The organism is Natronomonas marina (assembly GCF_024298905.1).
GTDB lineage: Archaea > Halobacteriota > Halobacteria > Halobacteriales > Haloarculaceae > Natronomonas > Natronomonas marina.
The window spans coordinates 2,091,945-2,118,347 of sequence record NZ_CP101154.1 but is presented as its reverse complement, the minus strand read 5'-3'; the positions used below and the strand labels follow the sequence as shown (position 1 = coordinate 2,118,347).

Sequence of the window (26,403 nt, the reverse complement as noted above, 5' to 3'; positions counted from 1 at the left end):
ACACTTTGGATATACGCCCCCCTCACTCGGAATCGCCTGACGGGTGTCCGGCAGTTGGCAGTCGTGTCCTACCAGTACCGTTGCTGCACACTGTCGTCGTCTGCGTATATGCGGTAGGTCTGTGCCTGGGTCCATTCGTCGGGATCCGTTTGGTCGCCGACCCGGTCACAGGGGTCGTATATCGAGGTGCTAGACGTGATGTCGAGGGTGCAGTCTTCGCCTCCGGGGACGTTCAGTTCGAAGGTACCCTGGACCTTCGTTTTTGACCGCTGGTGGCTGTTGTCGGCTGTCCGCCGGTTGTGACTCATCGTGGCGGTGGCCGTCCCGTTACCCTGGTAGTCCGAGAGGTCCACGATAGCTGCGGCAGTTATCAGGATATCGATCGGTTGCTCGATGGCAGCCGCCAGCGTGTCCACCGCGATTGCGCCACAGCATCCCAATTGATTTCGACTTCTTTACCGTTCTCGGATGGGTATATGCCGCTGTTGGGTTCACAGAAATCGATGCTCGTAGAACTGTTATCCGAATCGACTTTGAACTCGTGGCTGGTGATGCAGTCGTTTTCACGCCAGGCGTCGGAACTCGAGTCGCTGGTCACTTCCGCCGCGGCCGTGGTCTGGAAGTGCAGCGCGCTCGCAGTACCGACCATCCCGGTCCCCCCGGCAGCGCCGGCGACCCCCACCGACGGCCGCTACGGGATCAGCACGACCTTGCCGGAGGAGTTGCGGTCCTCGATGAACTCGTGGGCCTCGGCGGCGGCCTCGAGGTCGAAGGTGTGGCCGACCTGGACCGCGAGGGTGCCGTCCCCGAGCAACTGGGTTAGCTCCGGCACCGCGCCCATCACGCGCATCGGCTTCTCGGCGATGGCGCGCCCGAGGTGGTAGCCGATGACGGTCTTGTTGCCGAACAGCAGGTCGGCGGTGTTGGGCCGGCCGGGTTCGCCGGCGGCCGCGCCGAACGAGACCATCCGGCCGAAGGATGTCAGGGCGTCGAGGCTCCGGTCGGTCGTCTCGCCGCCGATGCCGTCCAGTACGAGGTCGACACCCTCGCCGTCCGTGATGTCGTCGACCCGTTCGACGAAGTCCTCCTCGGTGTAGCGGATGCCGTGATCCATCCCCAGGTCCGCGGCCATCTCGAGTTTCTCGGGGGTTGAGGCGGTGCCGAGCACCGTCGCGCCGGCGTCGTCGGCCAACTGGACCGCCGCGGAGCCGACACCGCCCGCTGCGGCGTGGACGAGGACCGTCTCGCCTTCCTCGAGGCCGCCCCACTCGTGGAGGCAGTTGTGGGCGGTGAGCCACTGGACGGGGAAGCCGGCGGCCTCCTCGAAGCTCATGTCGCCGGGAATATCGAGCAGGCCGCGCGCGTCGGCCAGCGCGTACTCGGCGTACCCGCGCCCCTCGACGAGCGAGACGACGGCCTCGCCCTCCTCGCGGTTGACCCCCTCGCCGACGGCGTCGACGACGCCTGCGACCTCCATACCGGGGACGTAGGGCGGCTTCGGACCGCCCTGGTAGTGGCCGCGGCGCTGCATGATGTCGGCGAAGTTGATGCCGGCCGCCCGGACCTCGATACGGACCTGGCCCTCGCCGGGGTCCGGTACCTCCGCTTCCGATACCGTCAGCGCGTCGGCGTCGCCGTACTCCGTGACCTCGATGGCTCGCATCGACATGGACGGACCTGCGGCCCCCGACCTTATCAATGTAAGCAAGCCGACGGAGATGAACAAAGAGTGTTAAAGCCACCCGGCGACGCCGGGGACCGTCTCCGTCCCGGGAGGGTGCCGCTCAGGCCCGTCCCTCGAGTTCGCAGAAGAGGGCGTCGCCGCCGGTTCGGTCGCCGTTCGGGGTCGGCACCGGCTCGCGCTTGTGGCCGTTCTCGAGGACGCGGTGGGCGTAGCGAGCGACGAACGACTCGTCGACGCCCAGCGTGGCGGCGGTGCCCTCGACGCCGAGGTCGTTCTCGACGAGTTCGTGGAGGATAACGTCGAGCAGGCCGTACGGGGCGCCCAGTTCCCTTCGGTCGGTCTGTCCGGCCCACAGTCCCGCAGTCGGCGTCTTCTCGACGATGTCGGTCGGCACGTCGAGGTGCCGCGCCAGCGCACGGACCTCGGTCTTGTAGAGACCGGCGATGGGACGTATGTCGGCGGCGCCGTCACCGTGCTTCGTGAAGTACCCGAGCAGGAGTTCCGTCCGGTTCGAGGTGCCACAGACCAGCCGGCCGGTCACGTTCGCGGCGTAGTAGGCCACGACCATCCGCAGGCGGGCGATGACGTTGCCGATGGCCCGGCGGTCCGCCTGCTCGGATATCTCCGGCGCCACCGCGTCCTCGAACATGTCGAGCATCGGCTGGAGTTGGATCTTCGTCGGCTCGACACCGAGGCGCTCGACGACCGACTGGGCGTCGATGGTGTTCTCCGCGTCCGTCAGCGTACACGGCAACACGAGCGCCGTCACCGCCTCCGGGCCGAGAGCCTCGACGCAGAGATGCGCCGAGAGCGTCGAGTCGATGCCTCCGCTCACCGGGACGACGACGCCGTCGGCGTCCGCCCCGTCGACCTGGTCCCGGAGGAACGACACGATCTCCGCACGGAGCGTCTCCAGTTCGCTTTCCTCGGTGCGGAAAGCGAGTTCCGGGATCTCCTCGACCGAGGTTATCATTCCCGGTGGTCGTCGGTCGAGACGTGCAGCACCGGGTGGTCGAAATCGGCCGTTCCAGTCGCGTCGGATTCTACGGACATTTGTTCTTTAAACACGCCACAATGGTGTGGTATATCGAATTTAAATCTTTCTACACCACATGTTCGTACACTCAATACTGTAATAGGTGTGAATAAGGGGAATAGAAAAGACACAGCAGTCGCCCGCCGCGTCGACCGGTCGCTCCGTATACATTTAAGCCGATACGGGCGTGGTGTGTCGGTATGACGCACGACTGTTCGTTCCTGTCCGACCTGGACCTCGACGGTGCGGTCTCGTTCGACGAGTCGGCCCGCGAGAGCCACGCCGCCGACTGGGTGGCACAGGAGGCCGGCCTGGGCGTCACCCCCGACGCCGTCGTCTGGCCGGCCTCGACTGCCGACGTCTCGGCCGTCCTCGAGGCCGCCAGCGAGCGCGAGGTGCCGGTCACCCCCTACGCCGCCGGCACGTCGCTGGAGGGCAACGCCGTCCCGCTGTTCCGGGGAGTCAGCATGGACATGACGCGGATGAACGACGTCCTCGATGTCCGGCCCGACGACTTCCAGATCGACGTCGAACCGGGCGTGATGGGCAACGTCGTCGACGACACGGTCGCCGAACACGGGATGTTCTTCCCGCCGATGCCGTCGTCGGCGAACCTCTCGACTGTCGGCGGGATGATCGTCAACGACGCCTCCGGCCAGAAGACCGTCAAGTACGGCGAGGTCGCCGACTGGGTGCTCGAACTGGAGGTCGTGCTCGCCGACGGCACCGTCCTCGAGGCCGGCAGCAAGGCCGTCAAGACCTCCTCGGGCTACAACCTCAAGGACCTCGTCGTCGGCAGCGAGGGCACGCTCGGCGTCGTCACCCGCGCGACGCTGGAACTGGAGGGCCGTCCCGAGCAGATCAAGGGCGGCCGCGCCGTCTTCGAGTCGATGGACGACGCCGCCGAGGCCGTCTACGACGCCGTCCGCTCCGGCGTCGACACCGCGAAAATCGAGCTCATCGACCCGCTCGCGGCGGAGATGGCGAACGACTACTTCGACACCGGCCTCCCCGAGGGGGCGATGATCTTCTTCGAGTTCCACGCCAACCACGGCATCGACGAGGAGATCGACTTCTTCGAGACTATCCTCGAGGCCCACGACGTCGCCGAGTTCGAGATTGCCAGCGACGACCGGATGGACGAGATATGGCGCGCCCGGGACGAACTCGCCTTCGCCGTCCAGCAGTACGACCCCGACCTCGAACCCCGCCATCCCGGCGACGTCACCGTCCCAATCAGCAGGTACCCCGACATCGTCCGCTACGCCAAGGACCTCGCCGACGAGCGGGACCTCCTCTTGCCCTGCTTCGGACACGCCGGCGACGGCAACGTCCACTACGCCGCCCTCGTCGACCCCGACGACGCCGAGGCCGAGGCCCGCGCCGAGGACGTCTACGACAGCATCGTCGAGCGGGCCATCGAGTGGGGCGGCACGGCGACGGGCGAACACGGCATCGGCATGGGCAAGCGCAAGTTCCTCGAACTCGAACACGGCAAGGGCGGCGTCCAGGCGATGCGCGCCGTGAAGGGCGCGCTCGACCCCAACGACATCCTCAACCCGGGCAAGATGTTCCCGGAGACGGAGACGGAGGGCGGCCGCGTCGAGTTACCGGGCCGATAGTCCCGATGCAGGACCCGGTGGCGCGGGCCGGCGTCGCCAGCCGCCCGACCGCCATCGGGATGATGCCGGACCCCGGAGTGGTCATCGGTCTCGCGGACGCCAGGTGACGCACGTCGACCCGACCGAGGCGCCCCCGACTGCGGCGACCCCGCGAACGCGTCAGCGGAACGGGCGCCGGTCGGCGGCGTACGACGCGGCCGACCGGTAGAGGTTCTCGGCCATCAGGCTGGCGGCCTGCTCTGCTCGCGCCGCGTACACGCGGTTGACGGCGGGCGCGACCGACTCGTCCTCCGGGGCGGCCTCCAGCGCGAAATCGGCGAGGTGGCCGGCGAGCCGGAACTCGCCCGCGTCCGCGAGTTCCTCCGCGCGGGCGGCCAGGGCCTCGGCGCCGCCCCCGAGCGACGCGACCTCCGAGGCGAGGGCCGCGCGTCGTGCCGGCTGTAACTCCGACGGCCGACCGCTCCACCAGCCACCGTAGCGGCGGATCACCGAGCGAACGACGAACTCCGGGTCGTCGTACTGTGGGGCGAGCCACTCGGCGTCGGTCTCGGGGTAGTCCACGTCGTGGACGATGTCGACGTGGGGTGGCGAGCCGTCGTTCAGGGCCGCGAGCGCGTCCTCGACCAGCGCCTCGAGATAGGCCGCGGTCCGGACGAGGCGCGTCCGGATCGCGTCCGGGTCGTCGACGATCGGGTCGCCGTGACCCGGACAGAGGTGCCGCGCGTCCTCTGCGGCCATCTCGCGGAGCGCGTCGATCCACTCGTCCGGATACCGCTGGACCTTCTGCGGGTTGCCCGCGTTCGGGCAGGCGCCGATCGAGAAGTCCCCGGGGCAGAGCACCTCGCGGTCCGGGCAGTACAGCCAGGTGTGGTCGTCGGTCTCGCCGCGGGCGTGGTGGAGTTCGAACCGCTCGCCGCCGACCGTGAGGACGAGGTCGTCGCGGTACTCGGTGGTCGGCGGGTAGTCGGGCCAGCCGAACGGCGACCCCTCCTCGTACATCGTGTCGGCCAGCTCGACCGTGCCGCCGAACTGGCGGGCGTTGATGGCCTCGTTGTGGTCCCGCGTCCGGGCGTAGCGCGCGAACCGCTCGGCGACGGCCTCGTGTGCGACCACCTCGGGATCAGACTGACCCTCGAGGAGGTACGGCGCCAGGCCGTAGGCGTGATCGACGTGGCCGTGCGTGTAGACGGCGGTGTGGACGGGCGCGTCGGTGTACTCGCGGAACGCTTCGGCGATGTGCGGGGCGAGCCGCTCGAGACCGGTGTCCACGAGGACGAGCCCGGCGTCCGTCTCGAAGGCGGTGACGCCGCTGAACAGCGGACAGAAGTACGTTCGATCGGTCACCCTGACGACCTCGGGGTCGCGCACGCCGGCCTCGACGGCCGCGACCGTCTCGATCGCGTTTTCGACCATGTGGGCCGCTCGACACGCCGCCCCGTAATCGTTGCGTCGAGTGCGCTGCATCGGTCGCTCGGCCGCTGGCGTCGTGACACCGGTCCCGACCAATAAACGCCCTCCCATGCGACGGTAAACCGCTTAGCCGGTCGTGCCGCAACACCGTGGTATGCGACACGCCCACCTCGACGAGGAACACGAGATGATACGGGACTCCCTGCGGGAGTTCCTCGAGGCCGAAATCGCGCCGGACCTGCCGGAGGCCGACCGCGAGCCGATGAGCAAGGACGAGGCTATCCAGTACCAGCAGATGCTTGGCGAACTCGGCATCGGGCCGGGCGACGTCGAGGGCGACGGGTTCGCCGACCCGCTCACCTACGCCGTCACGAGCGAGGAGATCTCCCGTATCTGGCCCTCGCTCAACGTCACGCTGAACATGTCCTTCCCGACGCTGTTCGCCGCATACGCCGGCGAGGAAACCCAGGACGCGCTCGGTGACAAACTCGACGACGGCTCGTGTATCGGCTGCATGGCGGTCACGGAGCCGGACGGCGGCAGCGACACGCGCAGTCCCGCCACGACCGCCGAGAAGGACGGCGACGAGTACGTCATCGACGGCGAGAAGACGTGGGTATCGAACGCCCCCATCGCGGACATGGCGCTGGTCGTCGCTCACGACGAGGAACTGGGCCAGCGGGACTTCTTCATCGTCGACTGCGTCACCAACGACGTCGAGACGCGCGAACTCCACAAACTCGGCTGGAACGGCTCGCCGACGGGCCAGATATTCTTCGACGAGGTGCGCGTTTCCGAGGACAACAAACTGATGAACGCCGTCACGAACATGGTCGCCTCCGGGGAGTCGGACATCACGGACAACGAGATGTTCCAGACGCAGAACCCGCTGAACGCGATGTTCTCCTACATGCGGACGGGGATGGCGGCGATGTCGGTCGGCATCATGCAGGCCGCCTACGAGGACGCCCTCAACTACGCCAAGGAGCGGGAGGTGTTCGGCGGGCCCATCGGCGGCCACCAGCTCGTCCAGGAGAAACTGTACGAGATTCGCGCGGGGCTGGAGACCGGCCGGCTGCTCACCTACGAGACGGCCCGGAAGGTCGGCGAGGGCGACCCCGAGGCGCGGATGTTCTCCTCGCTGGCGAAGGGGTGGGTCTGCGAGAAGAGCGTCGACGTGACCGACACGGCGCTGCAGGTCCACGGCGGCAACGGCCTCTCCGAGGAGTACCCCCTCGAACGGTACTACCGCGACGCCCGCACGATGACGATTCCCGACGGCACGACGGACATCCAGAAGCTCGTCGTCGGCAAGGAGCTGACCGGCGTGAGCGCCTACAAGTGAGGTCCCTCGGGGTCACCGGCGGCGAATCCCGGCCCCGGGGGACACGAGAGGCGGTTCGCTTTTCTACGTCGGCGCTGAACGGCGGGCATGGACCAGCGGGAACTCGAGTTCGCGGCCGGGGCCATCCGCGACGCCGACTCCGTCGTTGCGATGACCGGCGCCGGCGTCTCGACGGCCTCCGGCCTCCCCGACTTCCGCTCGGAGGACGGCCTCTGGACGGAGTACGACCCCCAGGAGTTCCACGTCTCGCGGTTCCGGGCGGACCCGGAGGGCTTCTGGCGCGACCGCGCGGAACTCGTCGAGGAGATGTTCGGCGACGGCGTCGAGCCAAACGCCGCCCACGAGGCGCTCGCACGGCTCGAGACCGGCGGCGTTCTCGACGGCCTCGTCACGCAGAACGTCGACGGGCTCCACCAGGCGGCCGGTAGCGAGGACCCCGTCGAGATCCACGGCAACGGCCGCCGCGTCGTCTGTACGGGCTGTAACCGCCGTCAGGACGCTGACCCCGTCTTCAAGCGGGTCCGGGAGGGGACCGTCCCGCCGACCTGCGACCACTGCGACGAGGTGCTGAAACCCGACGTCGTCCTCTTCGGCGAGCAGTTACCCGACCATGCGCTGTTCCGGGCGCAGTCGCTCTCGGAGTCCGCCGACACCTACCTCGTCGTCGGCTCCTCGCTCGCCGTCGAGCCCGCCGCCTCGCTGCCGCGGACGGCGGCCGAGCGGGGCGCCACCATCGTCGTCGTCAACCTCGAGGAGACGGCCATCTCCGACCGCGCCGAGTACGACTTCCGGGCGGACGTCACCGAGGCGCTGCCCCGGCTGGCGGACGCGGTCCTGGAGTAGCCCCCGAGGTACCCCTCCGTAGCTCGGGAGCACAAGCCGTCCGAGCGTGAGGATGCCGGCGAACGTACCCCGAGCGTACCTTTTTGTAGGTCGGGAGCGTTCGGCAACCCGCCATGGAGTACGAAGTGATCGACCTCGAGGAGGCGCCCGTGACCGACCTTTCGGAGATAGAGGCCCTACCGCCGGACCTGGACATAAAGCCCGTCGGCGACCTGCTGGGGCTCGAGGAGATGCGGGTGACGGTGTGGTACTTCGAGCCGGGAGAGGAGATACAGTACCACGCTCACAGCGAGCAGGAGGAGCTCTACTACGTCGTCGAGGGGGAGTTCTCGCTGAAACTCGGTCGCTCCGGCGAGGAGGAGTACGTCGACGTCGAGGAGGGGGCGCTGTGGGCTGCCGGCCCGAAGATCGGCCACGGCCACCGCTACACCGGCGACGACCGAGGGGTCGTCCTCTCGGTCGGCGCGCCGCCGGTCGAGGACCCCGGGCTCAACCCCCACGATATAGACGAGTGAGCGGCCGCGACGGTCCTGCCGGAGTCAGAACGCCGCCTCGACCTCCTCGGGCGAGTCGGCGTCGCCGTAGGTCGTCTCGAGGAACTCGAAGATGCGCGACGACTGGCTCATCGAGACGCCGTAGTCGTCGTCGACCACGACCGGCACCTGTCGCTGGCCGGTGATGGCCTTCACCTCGTCGCGCTTCGAGTGGGGACCCTCGACCCAGACGCTGTCGTACTCGAGGTCCAGTTCGTCCAGTTTGTCGACGACGAACTCGCAGAACGGACAGCCCTCCAGCCGGTAGAGCGTGATGGACATACCCACACCTTCGGCCGCCGGGGCAAAAATCCGGCGCCGCCCACGGACACCGTGTTTAAGTTCCGACGGTCGGATGTGGCCGTATGCCACCGTCAGTCGGCGAGCGGGCTCCGGCGTTCGAGGCACTGCTGTGTGACGGCGAGACGTTCAGGGCGACGGCGTTGGCCGACCGCATCGGCGAGCGGGGGGCGGTCCTCGTCTTCGACGGCTTCGTCTTCTCGGCCATCGCACAGAACTGGTGGATTCGCTACGAGAAGGCCGACTGGGACGCCTTCGACGGCGTCACCGTCTCCGGCGTCGTCCGGGACGGTCCCTACTCGATCAACGAGTTCCTCAGGCAACTCGACAGCCCCTTCTCGATTTTCTCCGACCTCGAGGGCGACGTCGCCTCGGCGTACGACCTCCTCGTCGAGCGCGAGGGGATGGCTGGCACGAGAACGCCCCGCCGAGCGATATTCGTCCTCGACGGCGAGGGCGTCGTCCGGCACGCCTGGGACACCGACGAGTGGATTCATCCGGTGCCCCGCGAGGAGATAGAGACGGCCGTCGAGGACCTGCCCGCTCAGTAAAAGGCGCCGACGACGGCGGTCGGCACGCCGACGGCCAGTCCGTACGCGATACCGCCGACGAGAGCGCCGCCGACCGCGCCACCGACGACGAGGGAGAGGGCGACGCCGACGACCGCGTACCCGACCGCCAGCAGGCCGCCGGCGACGGCGGCGGTCTTCGCCCGGTTGCGCTCGGTCCCGCGGACCGACTGGACGAGCGACCGGACCCGGCCGGTCACGCCGGATCGGGTGCTGCGTCCGGCACGGAGGCCTGCGACGCCGACCGCGACGACGGGGATAGCGACGCCGGCGGTCGCCTCCGGCGGCACGGCGTGGGCGCGAACGTAGGCCGCGGCCGCGCCGTCGACCCCGCTCCTGTCGACGACGCCGACGACGACAGCCGCGAAGGTGAGCGCCCAGCCGACCAGCCACGCGACCGCGCCGCGCACGACGCCCCTGAGCAGTCCCAGCATGGTCGGCCCGACGACGACGGGGAACTAATCGGTTCCGGCCGCCGCCGGACCGTCCGCGAGACGCTCGTACAGCGGGCGGGTCAGCCGCTCGACGTGGAAGGTCCGCTCGTCGTTCTCGTAGACGGCGAGTTCGGGCGCCTCGCGGTAGCGGTACACCTCGATTCGCTGGCGGTCTCCCTCCAGGCCGCGGGAGGTGGCTGGCGCGAACGTGACCACGTCGACGACGGGGTGGCGGTCCCAGTCGGTCGCCGCCAGTTCCGCACGGACGGTTCGCGGCCACGGCGGAGCGGCGGACCGGAGCGACATCTCAGTTCACGCCGAGTTCCTTGGCGATGGTGTTCAGCTGGATCTCGTCGGTCCCCTCGACGATGCGGAGGATGCGGGCGGTCTGGAGTTCGTCCATGAAGGGGTTGTCCTCGGAGAGGCCGTTACCGCCGTGAACCTGGACGACGTCGTCCGCGATGTCGAACATGACGTTCGAGGCGAGGTACTTCACGATGGAGGACTCCTGGATGGCCTGTTCGCCGTTGTCCATCAGCCACGCGAGCCGGAGCGCGGCGGCGTCCGCGGCGAAGGCGTTGGCCCGAGCGCGGGCGAGTTTGTGCGAGATTCCCTGGAACTTGCCGATGGGTCGGCCGAACGCCTCCCGCTCGTTTGCGTACTCGACGCCTTGCTCTATGAGGAACTCGGCGTGTCCGAGCGCCCGTCCGCCGATCTCGAGTCGTCCGAGCGAGAGGAACTCCATGGCGTCGTAGAAGGCGCCGTCCTCCGTACCGAGCACCCGGTCGTCGGGAATCCGCACCCCGTCGAGGGCGATTTCGCCCTGCATGCCCGTCATCCCGACGGCGTTGTTCAGCGAGGCCACCTCGTACTCGTCGTCCTCGACGATGAAGCAGGTGATGCCGCCGTACCGCCCCATCTCCTCGATGGGCGAGGTCCGGGCGAACACCTGCACGAAGTCGGCGTACGGCGCGTTGGTTATCCACTGCTTGCGGCCGTCGAGCACCCACTCGTCGCCGTCCTTCTCGGCGGTCGTCGACATGTTCGGCGAGTCCGAGCCGACGCCGGGCTCCGTCTGTGCGAAGGCGGTCGACTTCTCGCCGCGGACGCAGGGCTTCAGGTACTCCTCGATTTGCTCGCCCTCGGCCTGTGCCAGCAGTGGCTTCGGTCCCTCCGGCCCGGCCAGAACGTACTCCGACAGCCCCGGCCCGGTCGAGGCGACGTGCTTTATCGCCCGGTACCAGGTGACGTTGGAGACGCCCTCCCCCCCGACCTCCTCGGGGAGGTTCATCGCGTAGAAGCCGGCCTCGCCGCTGGCCTCGCGGACCTTCTGGATAGCCTCCTGCACTTCGGGGACGAGCCGGCCGTCGTCTTCGTGTCGCTTCCGTGGATTCGACCACGTCTCGCCCAACTCGTCCTCGAGCGGCTCGACCTCTCGCTCGATGAACTCTTCGAGGCTGGAGAGAATGAGGTTCGTCTCTTCGTCCGTCTCGAAGTTGATGCCCGCCTGTTGGGCCTCCTGCGTTGCCATACCCTCACATACGACGGCCGCCTCTTGAACCCTGTGCGCCGTCACGCCGGAACGTTTAAACGTTCCACGCGGGGTCGGTTCCCGCCCGACGGCAGGCTTATGTGACGAGGCGAACACCGCCACCCATGCGACTCGACGGCGTTCGCGTGCTTGACCTCACGCGACTGCTCCCCGGACCGTACGCGACCCAGTTGCTCGCCGACGCGGGCGCGGACGTGGTGAAAATCGAAGACACCGGCGCGGGCGACTACGCCCGGCACATGCCTCCGGCGACCGACGACGGCGTCGGCGCCGTCTTCGACGCGGTCAACCGGGGCAAGCGAAGCGTCGCTATCGACCTCAAGGACGACGCCGGCCGCGACGCGTTCTACGATCTCGTCGCCGACGCCGACGTCGTCATCGAGAGCTTCCGGCCCGGCGTGACCGAACGTCTCGGCGTCGATTACGACACGCTGACCGACTATCGGGAGGATCTGGTCTACTGTTCGCTCACGGGCTACGGGCAGAGCGGTCCCTACGCCGACCGGCCCGGCCACGACGTCAACTACGTCGGTCTCGCGGGTCTGCTCGACATGACCCGGACGGACGTCGACGAGGCTCCGCAGATGCCTGGGTACCAGATCGCCGACATGGCCGGCGGACTGCTCGCGGCCTTCTCGATCTGTTCGGCGCTCCTGTCGCGCGAACTCGGCAACACCGGCGGCGAGTATCTCGACGTGGCACTGACCGACGCCGTGGTTTCGTTCTCGCAGGCGATCGCACCCGAGGCGCTCGGCGACGGTGACCCCCGCCCCGGCGAGACGCCGCTCACCGGGGCGTTTCCCTGGTACGACGTCTACGAGGCCGCCGACGGCCGATACGTCACGCTCGGCGCGCTCGAACCCAAGTTCTGGGCGGCCTTCTGTGAGGCGATCGACCGCCCGGACCTCGCCGGCAAGCACATGACGAGCGACCCGGCCGAACGCGAGGCGCTCCGCGAGGAGTTGACCGAGATATTCCGGTCGAGAACCCGCGACGAGTGGGCAGAGGCGATGGCCGACGTCGACGCGGCGGTCGACGGCGTCTACACCCCAACGGAGACGTTCGAGCACCCCCAGATCGAGGCCCGCGGGTACATCGAGCGCCCCGAGGACGGAGCGCCACGGGTGGGGATTCCGGTATGCGGCACCGACGTCTCCAGGGATGGCACCGACGAGGCGCCGGCCCACGGCGAACACACCGAGGAGGTTCTGGCGGCGGCCGGAGTCGACGAGAGCGACCTCGAACGGCTTCGGGAGGCGGGCGTCGTCAACTGACGCCGGCGGCGACCAGGTCGACGAGCGCGTGGCGTTTCAGGAGCGCGAACCCCGCGAAGACGACGACGAATCCGACGATAGAGAGGAGGCCGACCGACTCCCCCAGGAGGAAGATGCCGGCGGCGGTTGCGACGAGCGGAACGAGATACGCCACGAGGCTGGTCTCGAAGGCACCGCGCTCCTCGAGGATCGTGAAGTAGATGAGGAACGCCAGCGCGGTCGAGAAGACGCCGAGATAGATCACGGCGCCGAGGGCGGGCGGAGCCGCCAGGGTCGCCGGCACCCGTTCGCCGGCGCCGAGACTCAGCAAGTGGAGAACGACGCCGCCGACGAGCATCGCCCAGCCGGTCATGGCGACCCGCTCCATCGACGGGGCGGCCCGGTCGACGAGGACGCCGCCGAGCGCGACGCTGACGACCTGCCCGAGGACGATGAGCCGGCCGACGGTGTCGCCGGCCAGGAGGTTGTTCGGGTCCGGCTGGACGATGAGGCCGATACCGAGGAAGCCGAGGGCGACGCCGACGCTCCCGACCGCCGAGAGCCGCTCGTCCAGCAGTGCCAGCGCGAACAGCGCCGTCACGATGGGGACGAGTGCCTGCAGGATGGCCGCCACGCCGCTCGAGACGGTCTGCTGGCCGATGAACAGCAGGCCGTTGCCGGCGACGAGGAACAGTCCGCCCCACAGGACGGCCTCGAGGTTGTTCCGGCCGACTGGGCGCCAGCTATCCGTCGCGACGACGGCGTAGCCGAGCAACAGCAACGCGGCGGTGTCGTAGCGGAACGCCGCGAACAGCAGCGGCGGGAGGTACTCCAGACCCACCGAGATCGCGGGGAAGGACAGCCCCCACATCGTCGCGAGGGTCACGAACAGCGCGGTAGCGGACAGCCGGGACACGACCGAACGGTCGCGCGGCCCCGTGAAACCGTTGCCGTTTCGACGCTCCTCGTGTTGGCTTGCGAACAGGCGACCTCCGGTACTGACCGGCCGTGGGTCGCGCTCGCGGCCCGCTCGCCGCTCACGTTCCGGTGACTCCCGTCACCAATCTCCCGCCTCGGCGGCCCGTCAGCGATTCCTCAGAGCACGGACCGTCTGGCCCCGTGTCGGTATTTAAATGATGGGCCCGAGACCCGGGCGGAAACCGCGGGCGTCAGTCGTGGACGAGCACGTCGATGATGTCGGTGCCGCTGGATGAGAGCGCCGCCTCGTACACCTCGGGGAACTCCTCGGGCGTCTCGACGAGGTGGCCGCGGGCGCCGTGGCTCTCGGCGTTGGCCGGGATGTCGACGTGCGGGTCGAAGTCCATGCCGACGAACTCGTAGTCGTCGTCCTCGCCGCCCATCATCTTCACCGTGTTGTCCTTGAGGATGCGGTAGTTGCGGTTGTCGGGGACGACGACGGTCAAGTCGACGTCGTGGCGGACCGCCGAGTAGATGGTGTTGGGGTAGTACAGATAGGAGCCGTCACCGATGTAGCCGACGACGGTCCTGGGGTCGTCCCGCATCGACTCGGCGATGGCGGCGCCGACGGCGGCGGGGAGCCCGTAGCCGAGGCCACCGCCCTTGTTGGAGAGGTACTGCTCGGCCTCGAAGGGAAAGCGGGTCAGAAGCGCGAACTTCGAGGTGACGCCCTCGTCGACGATGTAGGTGTCCGGGTCGACGGCCTTCATGTTGTCCACGAGTTCGGCTTTCGACGATCGGGTGTCGCCCTCGGGTTTCTCGTCTTCGCCCATCTGCTTCATCGTGGACTCGAGGCCGGCCTTCATCGTCTGGACGTACTGGATGCGCTCCTGGCGTTCGGCCTCGTCGAGGCGCTCCTCGACGCGCTCGGCGATGGCGTCCATCACGCGACCGGGGTCGCCGACGACGGCCGCGTCGGCCGGCTGGTTCTTGCCCACCTCGTGGGCGTCGCTGGACGCCTGGACGATCGTCGTGTCCTCCGAGACGAGGGGGTTCTCGTGGCGCAGAAGCGTCGTGTTGGTCGAACAGCCGACCAGCGCCAGCGTGTCGGTGTCCATCAGCATCGAGGCGATGTCCTCGTCGGGGCCGATAAAGGAGATCCACTGGTCGTGCTCGGTGGGGTAGTTGACCTCGCAGGCCAGGATTTCGCCGTGGACGCGGGCGCCGGCCGCCTCTGCGAGTCTGACGGCGGCCTCGACGGCGTCGGTGCCGGCGCGGGCGACGTGGTCGCCGACGACGAGGACCGGCTGATCGGCCTCGACGAGGTAGTCGGCGGCGGCCTCGACGTTGTCGGGGTCGCCCGACCCGGCGTCGGGGATCGACCCGAGCCGTTCGGGGTCGGCGTCGGTCTCGGTCTGCATCACGTCAGCGGGCAACGAGAGGAAGACCGGACCGGTCGGCGGGGTCAGCGCGATTCGGGCGGCCCGACGCAGCAGCGTCGGCAGCGCGTCGACGTGGGTCACCTCCGCGGAGTACTTGCAGAACTGACTCACCATCTCCTCGAGGTCGCCGGTCAGTAGCGGTTCCTCGTGCCGGAAGTCGAGTTCGTGGTTGCCCGCGGTCACGAGCACCGGCGCGCCGCCGTACATCGCGCCGAAGACGTTGCCGAGACCGTGGGCCAGGCCGGGGGTGATGTGGAGGTTCACGACGCCCAGCGGGTTGACCGACGGGTCGCCGTCGGCGTGGTAGCGCCGCGTGGAGGCGTAGCCGGCGGCCATCCCGGTGGCGATGTCCTCCTGGAGACCGAGAACGTACTCGACGTCGCTGTCCGCGAGGGCGTTCATGATGGGTAGCTCCGTCGTACCGGGATTACCGAAGACGTGTTCGACCCCGTACTGCTCGAGCGCGTCGACGAACAGGTCCGCGCCCGTGTAGGCGTCCGTCATGAGGTTCCCTGCCGGTGCCACCGATAAATAGTTCATCCATCCGGGGTCGCCGGGACGGGCTGGCCGTTCCCGGTGGCGCTCACTCGGGCGCCAGCGCCCGCATCGTCGACTCGATGGCATCGAGGTCGGCGGCCCGCGGGAACGACACCGAGACGGCGTCGACGCCGTCGATTTCGGCGAACCGCTCGAAGCGCTCGCGGGCCTCTTCGGGCGTCCCCCAGGCGGCCAGTTCCTCGAGCAGGTCCTCGGGGAACGCCGCGACGGCCGCCTCCTGGTCGCCGGCCTGCCAGTCGTCGTATATCTCGTGGGCAATCTCCTCGTGACCCTGCCGGGCGAGGTTGTCGCGGTAGTAGGTGCCCATCCCGCCGATGTAGAAGGCAGCGTGCTGCTTGACCAGCCGCTTTGCGCGCTCGGCGTCATCGAGCGCACAGCAGGTCAGCGACAGGGTCACGCGCTGGGTGCTGCGGTCCCGGTCGCCGAGGTCGGCGCCGCGCTCGAAGTCCTCGAGTCGGTCCTCGATACCGTCCCGGGTCAGCATGACCCCGTGCCAGCCGTCGGCGAACCGGCCGGCCAACTCGACGGCTTTCGGACCCATCGCGGCGACCTCGACCGGCGGCGCCGGGTCGGGTGGGGCACACCGCAGCCGGAACCCCTCGAGGTCGAAGTACTCGCCGTCGTAGTCGACCGTCTCGCCGCTCGTGACCTGCTTGACGATCTCGACTGTCTCGCGGGTCCGCCGCAGCGGGTTCCCGAACTCCACGCCGTGCCAGTTCTCGATGACGATCGGTCCCGAGGGACCGAGTCCGAGCCGGAATCGGCCGTCGGAGACCTCTTGCAGCGTCGCGGCCGACTGACCGAGCAGCGCCGGCGACCGCGAGTACACCGGCAGGATGGAGCTCCCGATGTCGATCTCGTCGGTGTCGCGTGCGATACAGGAGAGCGTCGACACGGTGTTTCGTCCCCACGACTCGGGGAGCCACGCCGTGTCGTAGCCGAGTGACTCCCCGAGTTGGGCCTGTTCGACGAGTGCGTCGACGCTCGGCTGGGCGGCCACCGGGAGCGAGACGTCGCGTTCGGTCACGGGTTCGACCTCCGGAGTCGGCTCATACGTCCGGGCTCTCCTCGATGCTCGGTAAGCCTTTCGCCGTGATAGTTTCGCCGACGATGTAGGAGGAGGCCTCGGTGGCGAGGAACTGGACGATGTCGGCGATCTCCTCGGAGACGCCCATCCGACGTTTCACCTCGCTGCGGTCGACCTCGTCGGCGGAGACGCCCATCTGGGAGGCGACGCCCGGCGTGGCGACGAACCCCGGTGCGATGCAGTTGACCCTGATGCCGTGGTCGGCGTACTCGTAGGCCAGCGTCCGCGTCAGGTTGACAACGCCGGCCTTGGCGGCCCCGTAGTGGCTCATGTACGGCGATCCGTCGGTCCCCGCGACCGAGGCGAAGTTGATGATGGTGCCGCCGTCGCCGTCCTGCATCCGCTGGCCGGCGACCTGCGAGCAATGGAACGTGCCGTGGAGGTTGATGTCAACGATGGTCTTCCAGCCGTTCTCGGAGATGTCGTCGAACCCGGCCATGAACGAGGCGCCGGCGTTGTTGACCATCGTGTCGAGACCGCCGAACTCCTCGACGGTGGCGTCGACGAGGGCCTCGACGGCGTCCCGGTCGCGGACATCGCACTCGACGGCGATGGCCTCGCCCGGCCGGTCGCTGTCGTTGATGTCGGCGGCGACCTCGTCGATCTTCTCCTGCGAGCGAGAGGTGACGACGACGTCGGCGCCGCCGTCGGCGAACCGTTTCGCGGTCACCTCGCCGATGCCCTGGCTCGATCCGGTGACGATGGCCGTCTTGCCTTCGACGCTGTACTGCTCTAGCATCGTCGCCCACGCGCCGCGGCGACGCAGTTCGATGTCGCTGTCATGTTCGGCTGGTGCTTCTGCGCGTGTGTTAATAAAGGTAAGTACGAGGAGTTTGTATCTAACAATGGAAAGTAAAAATCGGACGTTTCAAAACGAAGTCTTATATTTGCGGGTGGCGTCCTTCCGGCGAATGGAGTCTCGAAGCACACTGGGCCGCGTCCACCGGCTCGCCTTCGAGGTGGACTGGCCGCCCGGCGACGTCGCCTGCTACCTCCTCGAGGGACCGGAGCCGGTTCTCGTCGACGCCGCCACGCCCGACAACGACGCGGCGTTCCGCGACCGTCTCGCGGGACACGGCTACGAACCGGGTGACATCGAGCACCTCGTCGTCACCCACCCGCATGTCGACCACATCGGGCAGGTACCGACGGTGCTGGAGGATGGCGATCCGACCGTGTACGCGCCGGCGAGCGTCCGCGAACGACTGGCACGCGATCCCGACGACGTGGAGACGCGCGTCCGTCGCAACTGCACCGAGGCGGGCTTCCCCGAAGAACAGTGCGAGACGGCCGTCGAGATGGCCGTCGAGTCACTGGAGCGGAACGCGGAACTGCTCGACCCCGGGGCCGTCGACCGCTGGATCGACCCCGGAGACACCACCGACGTCGGCGGCCTCGAGGTCGGGGCGGTCCACGTCCCGGGGCACCAGGCCGACCACCTGAGCTACTCCGCCGAGATCGACGGCGATCGCGTCCTGTTCTCCGGCGACATGGCGATGGAGCCGCTCCGACCGGTCCTCCTGCACGACGGTCTCGACGACGGCCACCGCGAGGCGTTCGACGCCTTCTACACCGCTCTCGACCGCCTGGCCGCGCTCGAGGTCGCCCGGGTCTACCCCGGCCACGGGCCCGTCCACACCGACCTCGCGGGCTCCGTCGAGCGGGACCGACGGAGCCTCGACGACCGTCTCCGGCAGGTCCGAGAGCTCGTCGCCGACGGCTACTCGACGGCGCCCGGCGTCGCCATGACGCTCGCGGGCGAGCGGGACATCAAGTATCTCATCCCCGAGACGATGAGCGCGCTGTCCCACCTCGAGCGGACCGGCGAGGTGTCGGCCGAACCCACCGACGGCGTCCGACACTACAGCGTATGAGCGACGCGTCGCGTCGGTACGAGGCCGTCTTCTGGGACATCGGCGGCGTCATCGTCGAGCTATCCTCCGTCCGGGAGGGGTACGCCGCCTTCGTCGGCGAACTCGCGGCCGAACACGATCTCGAGCCCGACCCCGCCCTCGAGGCGTGGAAGTCGGCCCTCGGCGAGCACTTCCGCGGCCGCGAGGGCACGGAGTACCGCACCGCCCGCGAGGGCTACCGGAAGGCGACCGCGGCGCTGTTCGACGGCGATCCGCCGGACGGCTGGGAGCGGACCCTCGACGAGGCGACGAGCGGGACCCTCCGGGCCGAAAACGGCGCCGTCGACACCGTCGAGGCGCTCTCCGAGGCTGGCGTCACCCAGGCCGTCGTCTCCGACATCGACACCCGCGAGGCCGAGAACATGCTGTCGACGTTCGGTATCCGGGACTGCTTCGAGCACGTCACGACCTCCGAGGCCGTCGGCTACACCAAGCCCGACGAGCGGATGTTCCGCGACGCCCTGGAGGGGACCGGCGTCGACCCGGCCGCGACGGTGATGGTCGGGGACCGCTACGAGCACGACGTCGCGGGCGCGGCCGCGGTCGGCCTCGCGGCCGCCGGCTACGGCGAGGACGCCTGGGGGCCGGAGGCGACCCACGAGATTACGGCCCTGCCGGAGCTCGTCGACGTGGTCGGCGTCCGGCGCTGACGGACGCCTACTAAACGACCCTCGTATGCCCGTCGGAACCCTTATCCTGTAACCAGCGGATACCCGCAATGCAATGGATCTGGGACTCGACGACAAGACCGCCCTCGTGACGGGCGGGGCCGGACGCATCGGGAGCGAAGACTGTCGCGTACTCGCCGAGGAGGGTGCCGAGGTCGTCATCCTCGACGTCGCCCTCGAGAAGGCCGAGAACGTGGCGGACGAAGTCGAGGACGACTACGGCGGCACCGCCCACGCCGTCGAGTGTGACCTCACCGACCGCGAGGACGTCGCCGACACCGTCGCCGCCCTCGAGGAGGAGACTGGCGGCATCGACGTGCTGGTGAACAACGCCGGGATGGTCGACGCCCGGGACAAGGTCGAGGACTTCGACGACGACATCTGGGACCGCGACATCGCAGTCAACCTCACCGGCGCCTACAACATCACCCGCGAGGTCTACCCCAACATGAAGGAACGGGAGTGGGGCCGCATCGTCAACATGTCCTCGATGGCCGGCTGGCAGGGCGGCTTCGGCCAGCTATCGTACTCGGCGACGAAGGCCGCCCTCATCGGCTTCGGGAAGACGCTCGCCCTGGAGGGTGCCCAGCACGGCGTCACCTCGAACATCATCACGCCGAGCATCGTCGTCGGCCAGCTCGCCGACCTCCCCATCGAACAGCTCGAACAGGTCGACGAGCACTTCGCCCGCATCGCCAAGGCCACTCCGATGCGACAGCTCGGCAAGGAGGAGGACGTCGCCAACCTCGTCGCCTACCTCGCCAGCGAGCAGTCCAACTACGTCACCGGACAGGTCATCGGCGTCACCGGCGGCATCGACCTCTTCAGTTTCTGACGCCGTGGGGTCGGGCACCGTCCGACGGCGAATCCCCCTCGAATTATTATCCGGGCGCACGGGAGCGAACCCATGAACGACCCGTTCATCGACGACCGAACGACACGACAGCAGCTCAAGAGCTACTTCGTGACCGGTGCCGTTCTCGTGGTACCGACGCTTCTGACGGTCGGCATCGCGGCCTTCGTCCTCCAGTTCCTCTCGGGATACCTCGCGCCGGTCTCCTCGACCATCGAGACCTACACCGGCGTCGGCGGGACGCCGGCCGATCTGCTCACGCTCGTGCTGGCGCTCGCCGTCGTGGTGCTTCTCGGCGCCGCCGTCGAGACGGCCCCGCGCGGATCCGTGGCCGCCGAGTACTTCCACGGTGCCGTCGAGACGATTCCCGGCGTCGGCGACGTCTACGGTGGGTTCCGGGAGATGAGCGAGACCGTCGCCAACGGCGAGGAGAGCTTCCGCGACGTGAAACTCGTCGAGTACCCCAGCGAGGGCTCCTACACCATGGCTTTCGTGACCGCCGACGCGCCCGACCACCTCGAGCGGAGCGTCGACCACGACGAGGAGGGCATGATGAGCCTCTTTCTCCCGATGGGACCCAACCCCGTCATGGGCGGGTTCGTCATCTACGTCTCCCGCGACCGTGTCCACGACATCGACGTCGGCGTCGACGAGGGGCTACAGGCCATCATCACGAGCGGCGTCACGATCAGCGACGACGACGACCCCACCATCGGCGAGCGGATGCAACAGCGGATCGAGGAGGCCTGAACTCCGAGCTACCACTCGGCGTAGGCGATGTACTCGTCGCTCTCGTACTCCAGCAGCCAGGTCCCGTAGAAATCCTGCACGTCGATACCCTCGTGGTCCCGGAGCCGGTCGACCACCGACCGGAACGCGTTGGTGTCCTCGAAGTGCGCGCCGTCGATGGACGCCTCGACGACCTCGCGTTCGGCCTCGGACAGCCCCGAGAGGGTGAACAGGTACCGGTCCCGGACCTGGTCGGCGAAGGCCTCGACGCTCCCGGCGCGTTCGGTGACCTCGTAGCGGTACTCGCCGGACTCGGCCGGCCGGGACTCGACGCCGACCCGATAGCGGTTCCCCTCGTAGACCAGGATGTCGTACTGCTGTTCGGGGACGAAGACGGAGTCGCCGGCTTCTTCGGCGGTCCCGTAGCCGACGCCGACGTCGTAGCCCTCCCCGTCCGGCGGGTCCTCCTCCGACACCAGCCGACCCAGTCGTTCGCGGTCCGCTTCGGGGAGGTCCTCGAATGCGATCTCGCCGAGGTCGGCCGTCGTGTCCGCCGGGTCGAAGTCGATCCGGACCGCGTAGACGGTCACCTCGTTTTGCTCGGTGCGGGTCTCGGAGACCTCGTAGAAGGCGTCCCCGACCCGGACGGTCTCGCCGTCGTCGAAGAGCTCCCCCCGGCCGCTCCGGGTCGCCGACCCGTTCTCGACGGCCGACGCGACGACGCGGTACTCTTCGGACTCGGGGTCGGGCGCTATCGACACCTCGCTGGCGACGTCCGAGGCGTCGGCCGCCTCGAGGTCCAGCACGACGTCGGGATGGGCACAGCCGGCGACTGCGCCGGCGAGGAGGGCGGTTCCACTCGCGAGGAACTGACGGCGACGCATGCGCCGTAGATGCGGCCATCCGGCCGAAAGTCTTCCGGTGGCGGGCCCCACGCTCCGCGACCGGGACAACGGCCAAATCCCCCCGGCCACTGTTGGCGTCCATGGGCGTACTCGACCGCTTCAGGCTCGACGACGACGTGGTACTGATTACGGGCGCGGCATCCGGCATCGGGAGAGGGTACGCGGAGGCCTGTGCGGATGTCGGTGCCGACCTCGCGCTGGCGGACGTCGACGGCGATGGGCTGGCGGACGTCGCCGCGGATCTCGACGCCGAGACGACCACCGTCGAGGCCGACGTCTCCGACCCCGAGCAGGTCGCGGCGATGGTCCAGGAGACGAAAGCGGCGTTCGGCGGCCTGGACGTCGTCTTCGCCAACGCCGGCATCGGACGATTGAGCCTCCCGCTGGATCGCTATCCCCTGGAGGAGTGGGACGTGGTACTCGACGTCAACCTCGACGGCGTCTTCTACACCGTCCGGGAGGCCGCCGCCGCGATGGAGGACGGCGGCAGCATCGTCACGACGGCCTCGGTGCTCGGCGACGTGGCCTCCGACTGGCCCGGCGTCGCCGCCTACGTCGCCTCGAAGGGCGGCGTCGTCCAGTTGACGAAACAGGCCGCCGCCGACCTCGCGCCAGAGATTCGCGTCAACGCCGTCGCGCCGGGGTGGACCCACACGAACATCGGCGGCGGCGCCTTCCGGAAGGACAGCGGCCTTGACGAGATGCACGAGCAGATGGCCGACGAGACCCTGCTGGGTCGCCTCGGCGAACCGGACGATCTCAAGGGCATCGCCGTCTTCCTGGCCAGCGACGCCTCCGCCTACTGCACGGGGAGCGTCTTCACCGTCGACGGCGGGTGGACGGCGACCTGAACCCACGAGAGGGGCTTCAGAACGTCGGAACGTTCTCCAGTTCGTGTGTGTGCTCGTCGGCATCCTCGAAGGCGTCGCGGGCGATGACCCGCTGGTGGACCTCGTCGGCGCCGTCGACGATGCGGAACGCCCGGACACCCTCGTAGAAGTCCGCCAGCGGGAGGTCCCGAGAGATGCCGGCGCCGCCGCAGCACTGGACGGCGAGGTCGATGGCCTCCTGGGTGACGTTGGCGGCGAACACCTTCGACATCGAGACGGGGACGCGGGCCTGCTCGCCGCGGGCGATCTCCTCGGCGGCGTGTCGCACCATCGTCCGGGCGGCGTGGAGTTCGGTCTCCTTGTCCGCGATGTCGTAGCGGAGCGACTGCTTCTCGTCGAGCGTCGACCCGAACGCCTCACGGTCGCTCATGTAGGCCTTGGCGATGGTGAGCGCCCGGCGAGCCATCCCCGAAAAGCGCATACAGTGGGTCAGCCGGGCGGGACCGAGCCGTTGCTGGGCGATGGCGAAGCCCATGTTCTCCTGGCCCAGCAGGTTCTCCTGTGGGACGCGAACGCCGTCGAAGCGGAACTCGGCGTGGCCGTGGCCGTCCATGTCGGGGCCGAGATGCGGGATGTCCCGGACCATCTCGACGCCGTCGGCGTCGGTCGGCACGAGGACGATCGAGGCGCCCTTGTAGGGGTGGACGTCGGGGTCCGTGACGGCCATCAACAGGATGACGTCGGCGTGGCTGCCCTGCGTGGTCCACCACTTGTGGCCGTCGATGACGTACTCGTCGCCGTCCTTCTCGGCGGTGGTGGCCAGCATCTTCGGGTCCGACCCGGCGCCCTGGCGGGGTTCGGTCATCCCGAAGGCCGACCGGATCTCGCCGGCGACGAGCGGTTCGAGCCACTCGTCTTTCTGTTCCTCGGTGCCGACCAGTTCCAGCGTGTGCATGTTGCCCTCGTCGGGGGCGTCGACGCGCATCGCGGCCGCGCCGAGCAGCGACCGACCGGCCTCCTCGAACAGCGGCAGCACGTCCCGGAGGTCGTGGCCCATCCCGCCGTGTTCCTCGTCGATCTGCGGGCAGTAAACGTCCCGCTTTCGTGCCTCCTCGCGCAACTCGGCGACGACGTCCTCGCCGACGGGACCGCCGCCGAGGTGTTCGCGCTCGGTGGGGATGACTACCTCGTCGACGAACTCCCGGGCCCGTGCGGCCAGCGCCTCGGCCGTCTCGGAGTCGTGGTACTCCATGACCGGGGTTCGGCGCACAACATTGTAAAAGGACCGGCGGATAGCTGTCCGGTCACCGAGATGTAGCGGCGGATATATACGTCTGGGTGAACACGTTCGCTTACAATGTTAGTAGGTTCGGAGGGGCGGGTCGATGACGGACCCTGACTCGGAGTACTTCGACCGCATCGTCGACGAGCGGTCGCTGCAGTCGTATCTGGCCGACGAGCTCGGGCCGGCCGACCGTTTCGAGGTCGCCCACCACCAGGAGGGCCACTCCAACGAGACACTGTTCGTCACCTGGGGCGACCGCGAACTCGTCGTCCGGCGGCCGCCGCCGGGCGAGACCGCCGAGAACGCCCACGACGTCCTCCGGGAGTACCGCGTCATCGACGCCCTGCAGGACACCGCGGTCAGGGTCCCGACGACCGTGCTGGCCTGCGAGGACCACGCGGTCCTCGGCAGCGACTTCTACGCGATGGAACGCGAGGACGGCGACGTGTTGCGCGACGAGGAGCCCGACCGCTTCGGGAACCCCCAGGCCCGCGAGACCATCGGTCACGAGATGGTCGACCGCCTCGTCGAGATCCACGAGGTCGACTACGACGCGGTCGGCCTCGAACACGGCGACTTCGGCTACCCGCCGGGGTTCACCCAGCGACAGGTCCGTCGGTGGTCCGAACAGCTCACCTGGGCCTTCGAGGTCACCGCCGAGGAGCGGGAGGTCGACGCGCTGTACGACGTGATGAACTGGCTGTACGACAACGTCCCCGACGACGACGAGTACCCCTCGACGCTCGTTCACGGCGACTACAAGCTGGACAACGTGATGTTCGGCCCCGGCGACGACCCCGAGATCGCGGCCATCTTCGACTGGGAGATGTCGACGCTCGGGGATCCCTTCACCGACCTCGGGTGGATGCTCTCGTACTGGCGGGAGCCGAAGGACCCGGAGCCGCCGACGCCGACGCTGGCCTCGACGTTCATGGAGCGGGAGGGCTACCCGACCCGACGGGAGCTGATCGACCGCTACGAGCGCAAGACCGGCTTCGAGTTCGACAATCCGCGGTTCTACTGGGCGCTGGCGGTCTACAAACTGGCGGGCCTCGGCGAGATGTTCTTCCGACGGTACCTGGAGGGCAACTCCGACGATCCGATGTACCCGAAGATGCGCGAGGGCGTCCCCGCACTGGCCGAGCAGGCGAAGATGATAATCGACGGGGAGATGGGGCTGTGACGGCTCGACGCCCGACGCCGGGTTCGAGGCGACCGGCGTTTTCGATTCGTGAAACCGCTAGGAAAATAATTTGTATGGGCGATTCCAAAGGGTCGTCATGAATGCCCCTCCCGTCCTGCCGGTGGTCGAGGCCGTCGCCGACGCCAAGGGGGTCGACCCGAACGAGATGGAGATGTCGCTCCAGGACCACGTCGACACCGACGCCATCCGGCTGCTGGCCGCCCACGACGATGCCACCTGGACGCTCTCGTTCGAACTGCCGGACCACGAGGTGACGGTGACCAGCGACTGTGTCGTCCTCGTCGACGGGGCTCGACAGGCGGCCTGGGCGTGAGCCAGGGGCTGGCAAACACCTAACTCGGGGCCGCCCGAGGCGACGGTATGCGCGTCGCAGCGTTCACCGGTTTCGGCGACGGCGACGAGGTAGCGATACGCGAACGACCCGACCCCGACCCCGGTCCCGGCGAGGCCGTCGTCGACGTCGAGGCCTGTTCCATCAACCGCCACGACCTCTGGATCCTGCAGGGCGACTCCGCGCTGGTCTCGGAAGGGGCGCTCCCCTTCGTCTCGGGGCTGGACGCCGCCGGCGTCGTCCGGGCGGCCGGCGAGGGTGCCGCGGTCGAGGCCGGAGACCGGGTGCTTCTGTGTCCCAACGAGACCTGCGGGACCTGCGAGTACTGCCGTGAGGGCCCGGAGACGCTCTGTGAGGCGTTCAGGCTGTACCACGGCGCGCTGGCCGAACAGGCGCTCGTCGAAGCCGACCGGTTGATTCCGCTCCCCGAGAGCGTCGGCTTCCCGGAGGCGGCGGCGCTACCGACGGCCTACCTCACCGCCTGGCGGATGCTGAAGGTCGCCGACGTCGGCCCGACGGACCTCGTGTTCGTCCCCGGCGCCACGGGCGGCGTCGGCGTCGCCGCCGTCCAGCTCTCGGACGTACTCGGTGCCGAGGCCGTCGGCACCTCCACCTCCGAGCGCAAACTAAAGCGCCTCGAGGAACTGGGCTGTGCCCACACCGTCGAGTCGGCCGACCCCGAGGAACTGGTCCGGGCGGTGCGGGCGGTCGGCCAGCCCGATGCCGTCGTCAACCACCTCGGCGGCGAGTTCACGCAGGCCGGTCTCGAGGTCATGCGGCGCGGCGGGACGATGGTCATTTGCGGGCGGACGGCCGCTCCCACCTCGGAGTTCGAACTCGGGCCCTTCTTCCTGCGACACGAGGAGATCGTCGGCTCGACGATGGGTACCCAGCCCGAACTGGCGACGCTCGTCGAGCTGCTCGCGGATGGGGCCTTCGACCCGCCCGTCGGGGGGACCTACGCGCTGGCTGAGACGGGCGAGGCCTTCGACGAGATGCTCCGGCGGGACGCCTTCGGCAAACTCGTCGTCGAACCGGGCGCCTGACGCCGGGCGGAGGGTCGGAACCGTCGGCTTATTTGTCGGTCCCGCCCCTGGCC

At 68.6% G+C, this 26,403-nt stretch carries 28 protein-coding genes; 14 read left to right on the top strand and 14 right to left on the bottom strand.

What is annotated here, in order from left to right; translation table 11 throughout:
• Positions 1 to 68 precede the first annotated feature (68 nt).
• The 3 genes from NLF94_RS11435 to NLF94_RS11425 all read right to left on the bottom strand — a co-directional run bounded on the left by NLF94_RS11435 (position 69) and on the right by NLF94_RS11425 (position 2,657).
• Positions 69 to 416, bottom strand: a complete 348-nt coding sequence (locus NLF94_RS11435) for a hypothetical protein (RefSeq protein ID WP_254837755.1) — start codon at positions 414 to 416, stop codon at positions 69 to 71.
• 275 nt (positions 417 to 691) lie between these two features.
• Positions 692 to 1,663: a quinone oxidoreductase family protein gene (locus NLF94_RS11430; protein ID WP_254841421.1), complete on the bottom strand. Its 972-nt coding sequence runs from the start codon at positions 1,661 to 1,663 to the stop codon at positions 692 to 694.
• A gap of 121 nt (positions 1,664 to 1,784) precedes the next feature.
• Positions 1,785 to 2,657, bottom strand: a complete 873-nt coding sequence (locus NLF94_RS11425) for an NAD+ synthase (RefSeq protein WP_254837754.1) — start codon at positions 2,655 to 2,657, stop codon at positions 1,785 to 1,787.
• A gap of 263 nt (positions 2,658 to 2,920) precedes the next feature.
• Here NLF94_RS11425 and NLF94_RS11420 point away from each other — a divergent pair, with 263 nt between their 5' ends.
• Complete coding sequence (locus NLF94_RS11420) at positions 2,921 to 4,342, top strand: FAD-binding oxidoreductase (protein WP_254837753.1); 1,422 nt, start codon at positions 2,921 to 2,923, stop codon at positions 4,340 to 4,342.
• A 159-nt stretch (positions 4,343 to 4,501) separates the two neighbouring features.
• On the opposite strand, the gene NLF94_RS11415 is transcribed toward NLF94_RS11420, so the two are convergent.
• The gene (locus tag NLF94_RS11415) at positions 4,502 to 5,755 is read right to left on the bottom strand and encodes an alkyl sulfatase dimerization domain-containing protein (RefSeq protein ID WP_254837752.1); all 1,254 of its coding nucleotides are present in this window, start codon (positions 5,753 to 5,755) and stop codon (positions 4,502 to 4,504) included.
• Positions 5,756 to 5,906: 151 nt separating this feature from the next.
• Here NLF94_RS11415 and NLF94_RS11410 point away from each other — a divergent pair, with 151 nt between their 5' ends.
• The 3 genes from NLF94_RS11410 (at position 5,907) to NLF94_RS11400 (ending at position 8,455) form a co-directional block, all read left to right on the top strand.
• Positions 5,907 to 7,097, top strand: a complete 1,191-nt coding sequence (locus NLF94_RS11410; protein WP_254837751.1) for an acyl-CoA dehydrogenase family protein — start codon at positions 5,907 to 5,909, stop codon at positions 7,095 to 7,097.
• 87 nt (positions 7,098 to 7,184) lie between these two features.
• Positions 7,185 to 7,940 (top strand): SIR2 family NAD-dependent protein deacylase, encoded by a 756-nt coding sequence (locus NLF94_RS11405; protein ID WP_254837750.1) that lies wholly within the window; start codon positions 7,185 to 7,187, stop codon positions 7,938 to 7,940.
• A 113-nt stretch (positions 7,941 to 8,053) separates the two neighbouring features.
• A complete protein-coding gene (locus NLF94_RS11400; RefSeq protein WP_254837749.1) occupies positions 8,054 to 8,455 on the top strand; it encodes a cupin domain-containing protein in 402 nt (133 codons plus the stop codon).
• Positions 8,456 to 8,479: 24 nt separating this feature from the next.
• On the opposite strand, the gene NLF94_RS11395 is transcribed toward NLF94_RS11400, so the two are convergent.
• Positions 8,480 to 8,755: a glutaredoxin family protein gene (locus NLF94_RS11395; protein ID WP_254837748.1), complete on the bottom strand. Its 276-nt coding sequence runs from the start codon at positions 8,753 to 8,755 to the stop codon at positions 8,480 to 8,482.
• A gap of 83 nt (positions 8,756 to 8,838) precedes the next feature.
• On the opposite strand from NLF94_RS11395, the gene NLF94_RS11390 reads away from it, so the two are divergent.
• Positions 8,839 to 9,324 carry a peroxiredoxin family protein gene (locus NLF94_RS11390; RefSeq protein ID WP_254837747.1) on the top strand — a complete coding sequence of 162 codons (486 nt, stop codon included), beginning with the start codon at positions 8,839 to 8,841 and terminating at the stop codon, positions 9,322 to 9,324.
• Here the strand turns inward: NLF94_RS11390 and NLF94_RS11385 are convergent.
• Genes NLF94_RS11385 through NLF94_RS11375 form a run of 3 tightly spaced genes read right to left on the bottom strand, consistent with a single transcriptional unit; the run spans position 9,318 to position 11,307 of the window.
• Entirely contained in the window at positions 9,318 to 9,776 is a 459-nt protein-coding gene (locus NLF94_RS11385) for a hypothetical protein (RefSeq protein ID WP_254837746.1), read from the bottom strand. The genes NLF94_RS11390 and NLF94_RS11385 overlap by 7 nt on opposite strands.
• Positions 9,777 to 9,800: 24 nt before the next feature.
• Positions 9,801 to 10,082, bottom strand: a complete 282-nt coding sequence (locus tag NLF94_RS11380; RefSeq protein ID WP_254837745.1) for a hypothetical protein — start codon at positions 10,080 to 10,082, stop codon at positions 9,801 to 9,803.
• A gap of 1 nt (position 10,083) precedes the next feature.
• On the bottom strand, positions 10,084 to 11,307 hold the full coding sequence (locus tag NLF94_RS11375) for an acyl-CoA dehydrogenase family protein (protein WP_254837744.1): 1,224 nt from the start codon (positions 11,305 to 11,307) through the stop codon (positions 10,084 to 10,086).
• 125 nt (positions 11,308 to 11,432) lie between these two features.
• Here NLF94_RS11375 and NLF94_RS11370 point away from each other — a divergent pair, with 125 nt between their 5' ends.
• Positions 11,433 to 12,602, top strand: coding sequence for a CaiB/BaiF CoA transferase family protein (locus tag NLF94_RS11370; RefSeq protein ID WP_254837743.1), 1,170 nt, complete (start codon positions 11,433 to 11,435; stop codon positions 12,600 to 12,602).
• Here the strand turns inward: NLF94_RS11370 and NLF94_RS11365 are convergent.
• The 4 genes from NLF94_RS11365 to NLF94_RS11350 all read right to left on the bottom strand — a co-directional run bounded on the left by NLF94_RS11365 (position 12,595) and on the right by NLF94_RS11350 (position 17,325).
• On the bottom strand, positions 12,595 to 13,497 hold the full coding sequence (locus NLF94_RS11365; protein WP_254837742.1) for a DMT family transporter: 903 nt from the start codon (positions 13,495 to 13,497) through the stop codon (positions 12,595 to 12,597). The two genes, NLF94_RS11370 and NLF94_RS11365, sit on opposite strands and share 8 nt — an antisense overlap.
• Positions 13,498 to 13,750: 253 nt before the next feature.
• On the bottom strand, positions 13,751 to 15,445 hold the full coding sequence (locus tag NLF94_RS11360; RefSeq protein ID WP_254837741.1) for a thiamine pyrophosphate-binding protein: 1,695 nt from the start codon (positions 15,443 to 15,445) through the stop codon (positions 13,751 to 13,753).
• 79 nt (positions 15,446 to 15,524) lie between these two features.
• Positions 15,525 to 16,526 carry a TIGR04024 family LLM class F420-dependent oxidoreductase gene (locus tag NLF94_RS11355; protein WP_254837740.1) on the bottom strand — a complete coding sequence of 334 codons (1,002 nt, stop codon included), beginning with the start codon at positions 16,524 to 16,526 and terminating at the stop codon, positions 15,525 to 15,527.
• A 22-nt stretch (positions 16,527 to 16,548) separates the two neighbouring features.
• Positions 16,549 to 17,325: an SDR family NAD(P)-dependent oxidoreductase gene (locus tag NLF94_RS11350; RefSeq protein WP_254837739.1), complete on the bottom strand. Its 777-nt coding sequence runs from the start codon at positions 17,323 to 17,325 to the stop codon at positions 16,549 to 16,551.
• Positions 17,326 to 17,497: 172 nt separating this feature from the next.
• Here NLF94_RS11350 and NLF94_RS11345 point away from each other — a divergent pair, with 172 nt between their 5' ends.
• The 4 genes from NLF94_RS11345 to NLF94_RS11330 all read left to right on the top strand — a co-directional run bounded on the left by NLF94_RS11345 (position 17,498) and on the right by NLF94_RS11330 (position 20,770).
• Positions 17,498 to 18,460 carry an MBL fold metallo-hydrolase gene (locus NLF94_RS11345; protein ID WP_254837738.1) on the top strand — a complete coding sequence of 321 codons (963 nt, stop codon included), beginning with the start codon at positions 17,498 to 17,500 and terminating at the stop codon, positions 18,458 to 18,460.
• Complete coding sequence (locus NLF94_RS11340; protein WP_254837737.1) at positions 18,457 to 19,149, top strand: HAD family hydrolase; 693 nt, start codon at positions 18,457 to 18,459, stop codon at positions 19,147 to 19,149. Before NLF94_RS11345 ends, NLF94_RS11340 begins: the two co-directional genes overlap by 4 nt.
• 73 nt (positions 19,150 to 19,222) lie before the next feature.
• A complete protein-coding gene (locus NLF94_RS11335) occupies positions 19,223 to 20,002 on the top strand; it encodes an SDR family NAD(P)-dependent oxidoreductase (RefSeq protein ID WP_254837736.1) in 780 nt (259 codons plus the stop codon).
• Between the two features lie 72 nt (positions 20,003 to 20,074).
• Positions 20,075 to 20,770, top strand: a complete 696-nt coding sequence (locus tag NLF94_RS11330) for a DUF502 domain-containing protein (protein WP_254837735.1) — start codon at positions 20,075 to 20,077, stop codon at positions 20,768 to 20,770.
• Between the two features lie 8 nt (positions 20,771 to 20,778).
• Here NLF94_RS11330 and NLF94_RS11325 read toward each other — a convergent pair whose 3' ends face one another.
• Positions 20,779 to 21,633 carry a hypothetical protein gene (locus NLF94_RS11325; protein WP_254837734.1) on the bottom strand — a complete coding sequence of 285 codons (855 nt, stop codon included), beginning with the start codon at positions 21,631 to 21,633 and terminating at the stop codon, positions 20,779 to 20,781.
• 101 nt (positions 21,634 to 21,734) lie between these two features.
• Here NLF94_RS11325 and NLF94_RS11320 point away from each other — a divergent pair, with 101 nt between their 5' ends.
• A complete protein-coding gene (locus tag NLF94_RS11320; RefSeq protein ID WP_254837733.1) occupies positions 21,735 to 22,505 on the top strand; it encodes an SDR family NAD(P)-dependent oxidoreductase in 771 nt (256 codons plus the stop codon).
• Between the two features lie 16 nt (positions 22,506 to 22,521).
• On the opposite strand, the gene NLF94_RS11315 is transcribed toward NLF94_RS11320, so the two are convergent.
• Entirely contained in the window at positions 22,522 to 23,736 is a 1,215-nt protein-coding gene (locus NLF94_RS11315) for an acyl-CoA dehydrogenase family protein (protein WP_254837732.1), read from the bottom strand.
• Between the two features lie 133 nt (positions 23,737 to 23,869).
• On the opposite strand from NLF94_RS11315, the gene NLF94_RS11310 reads away from it, so the two are divergent.
• The 3 genes from NLF94_RS11310 (at position 23,870) to NLF94_RS11300 (ending at position 26,350) form a co-directional block, all read left to right on the top strand.
• Positions 23,870 to 24,952 (top strand): phosphotransferase family protein, encoded by a 1,083-nt coding sequence (locus NLF94_RS11310; protein WP_254837731.1) that lies wholly within the window; start codon positions 23,870 to 23,872, stop codon positions 24,950 to 24,952.
• 97 nt (positions 24,953 to 25,049) lie between these two features.
• Complete coding sequence (locus tag NLF94_RS11305) at positions 25,050 to 25,286, top strand: HalOD1 output domain-containing protein (protein WP_254837730.1); 237 nt, start codon at positions 25,050 to 25,052, stop codon at positions 25,284 to 25,286.
• A gap of 47 nt (positions 25,287 to 25,333) precedes the next feature.
• A complete protein-coding gene (locus tag NLF94_RS11300; RefSeq protein WP_254837729.1) occupies positions 25,334 to 26,350 on the top strand; it encodes an alcohol dehydrogenase catalytic domain-containing protein in 1,017 nt (338 codons plus the stop codon).
• Positions 26,351 to 26,403 lie beyond the last annotated feature (53 nt).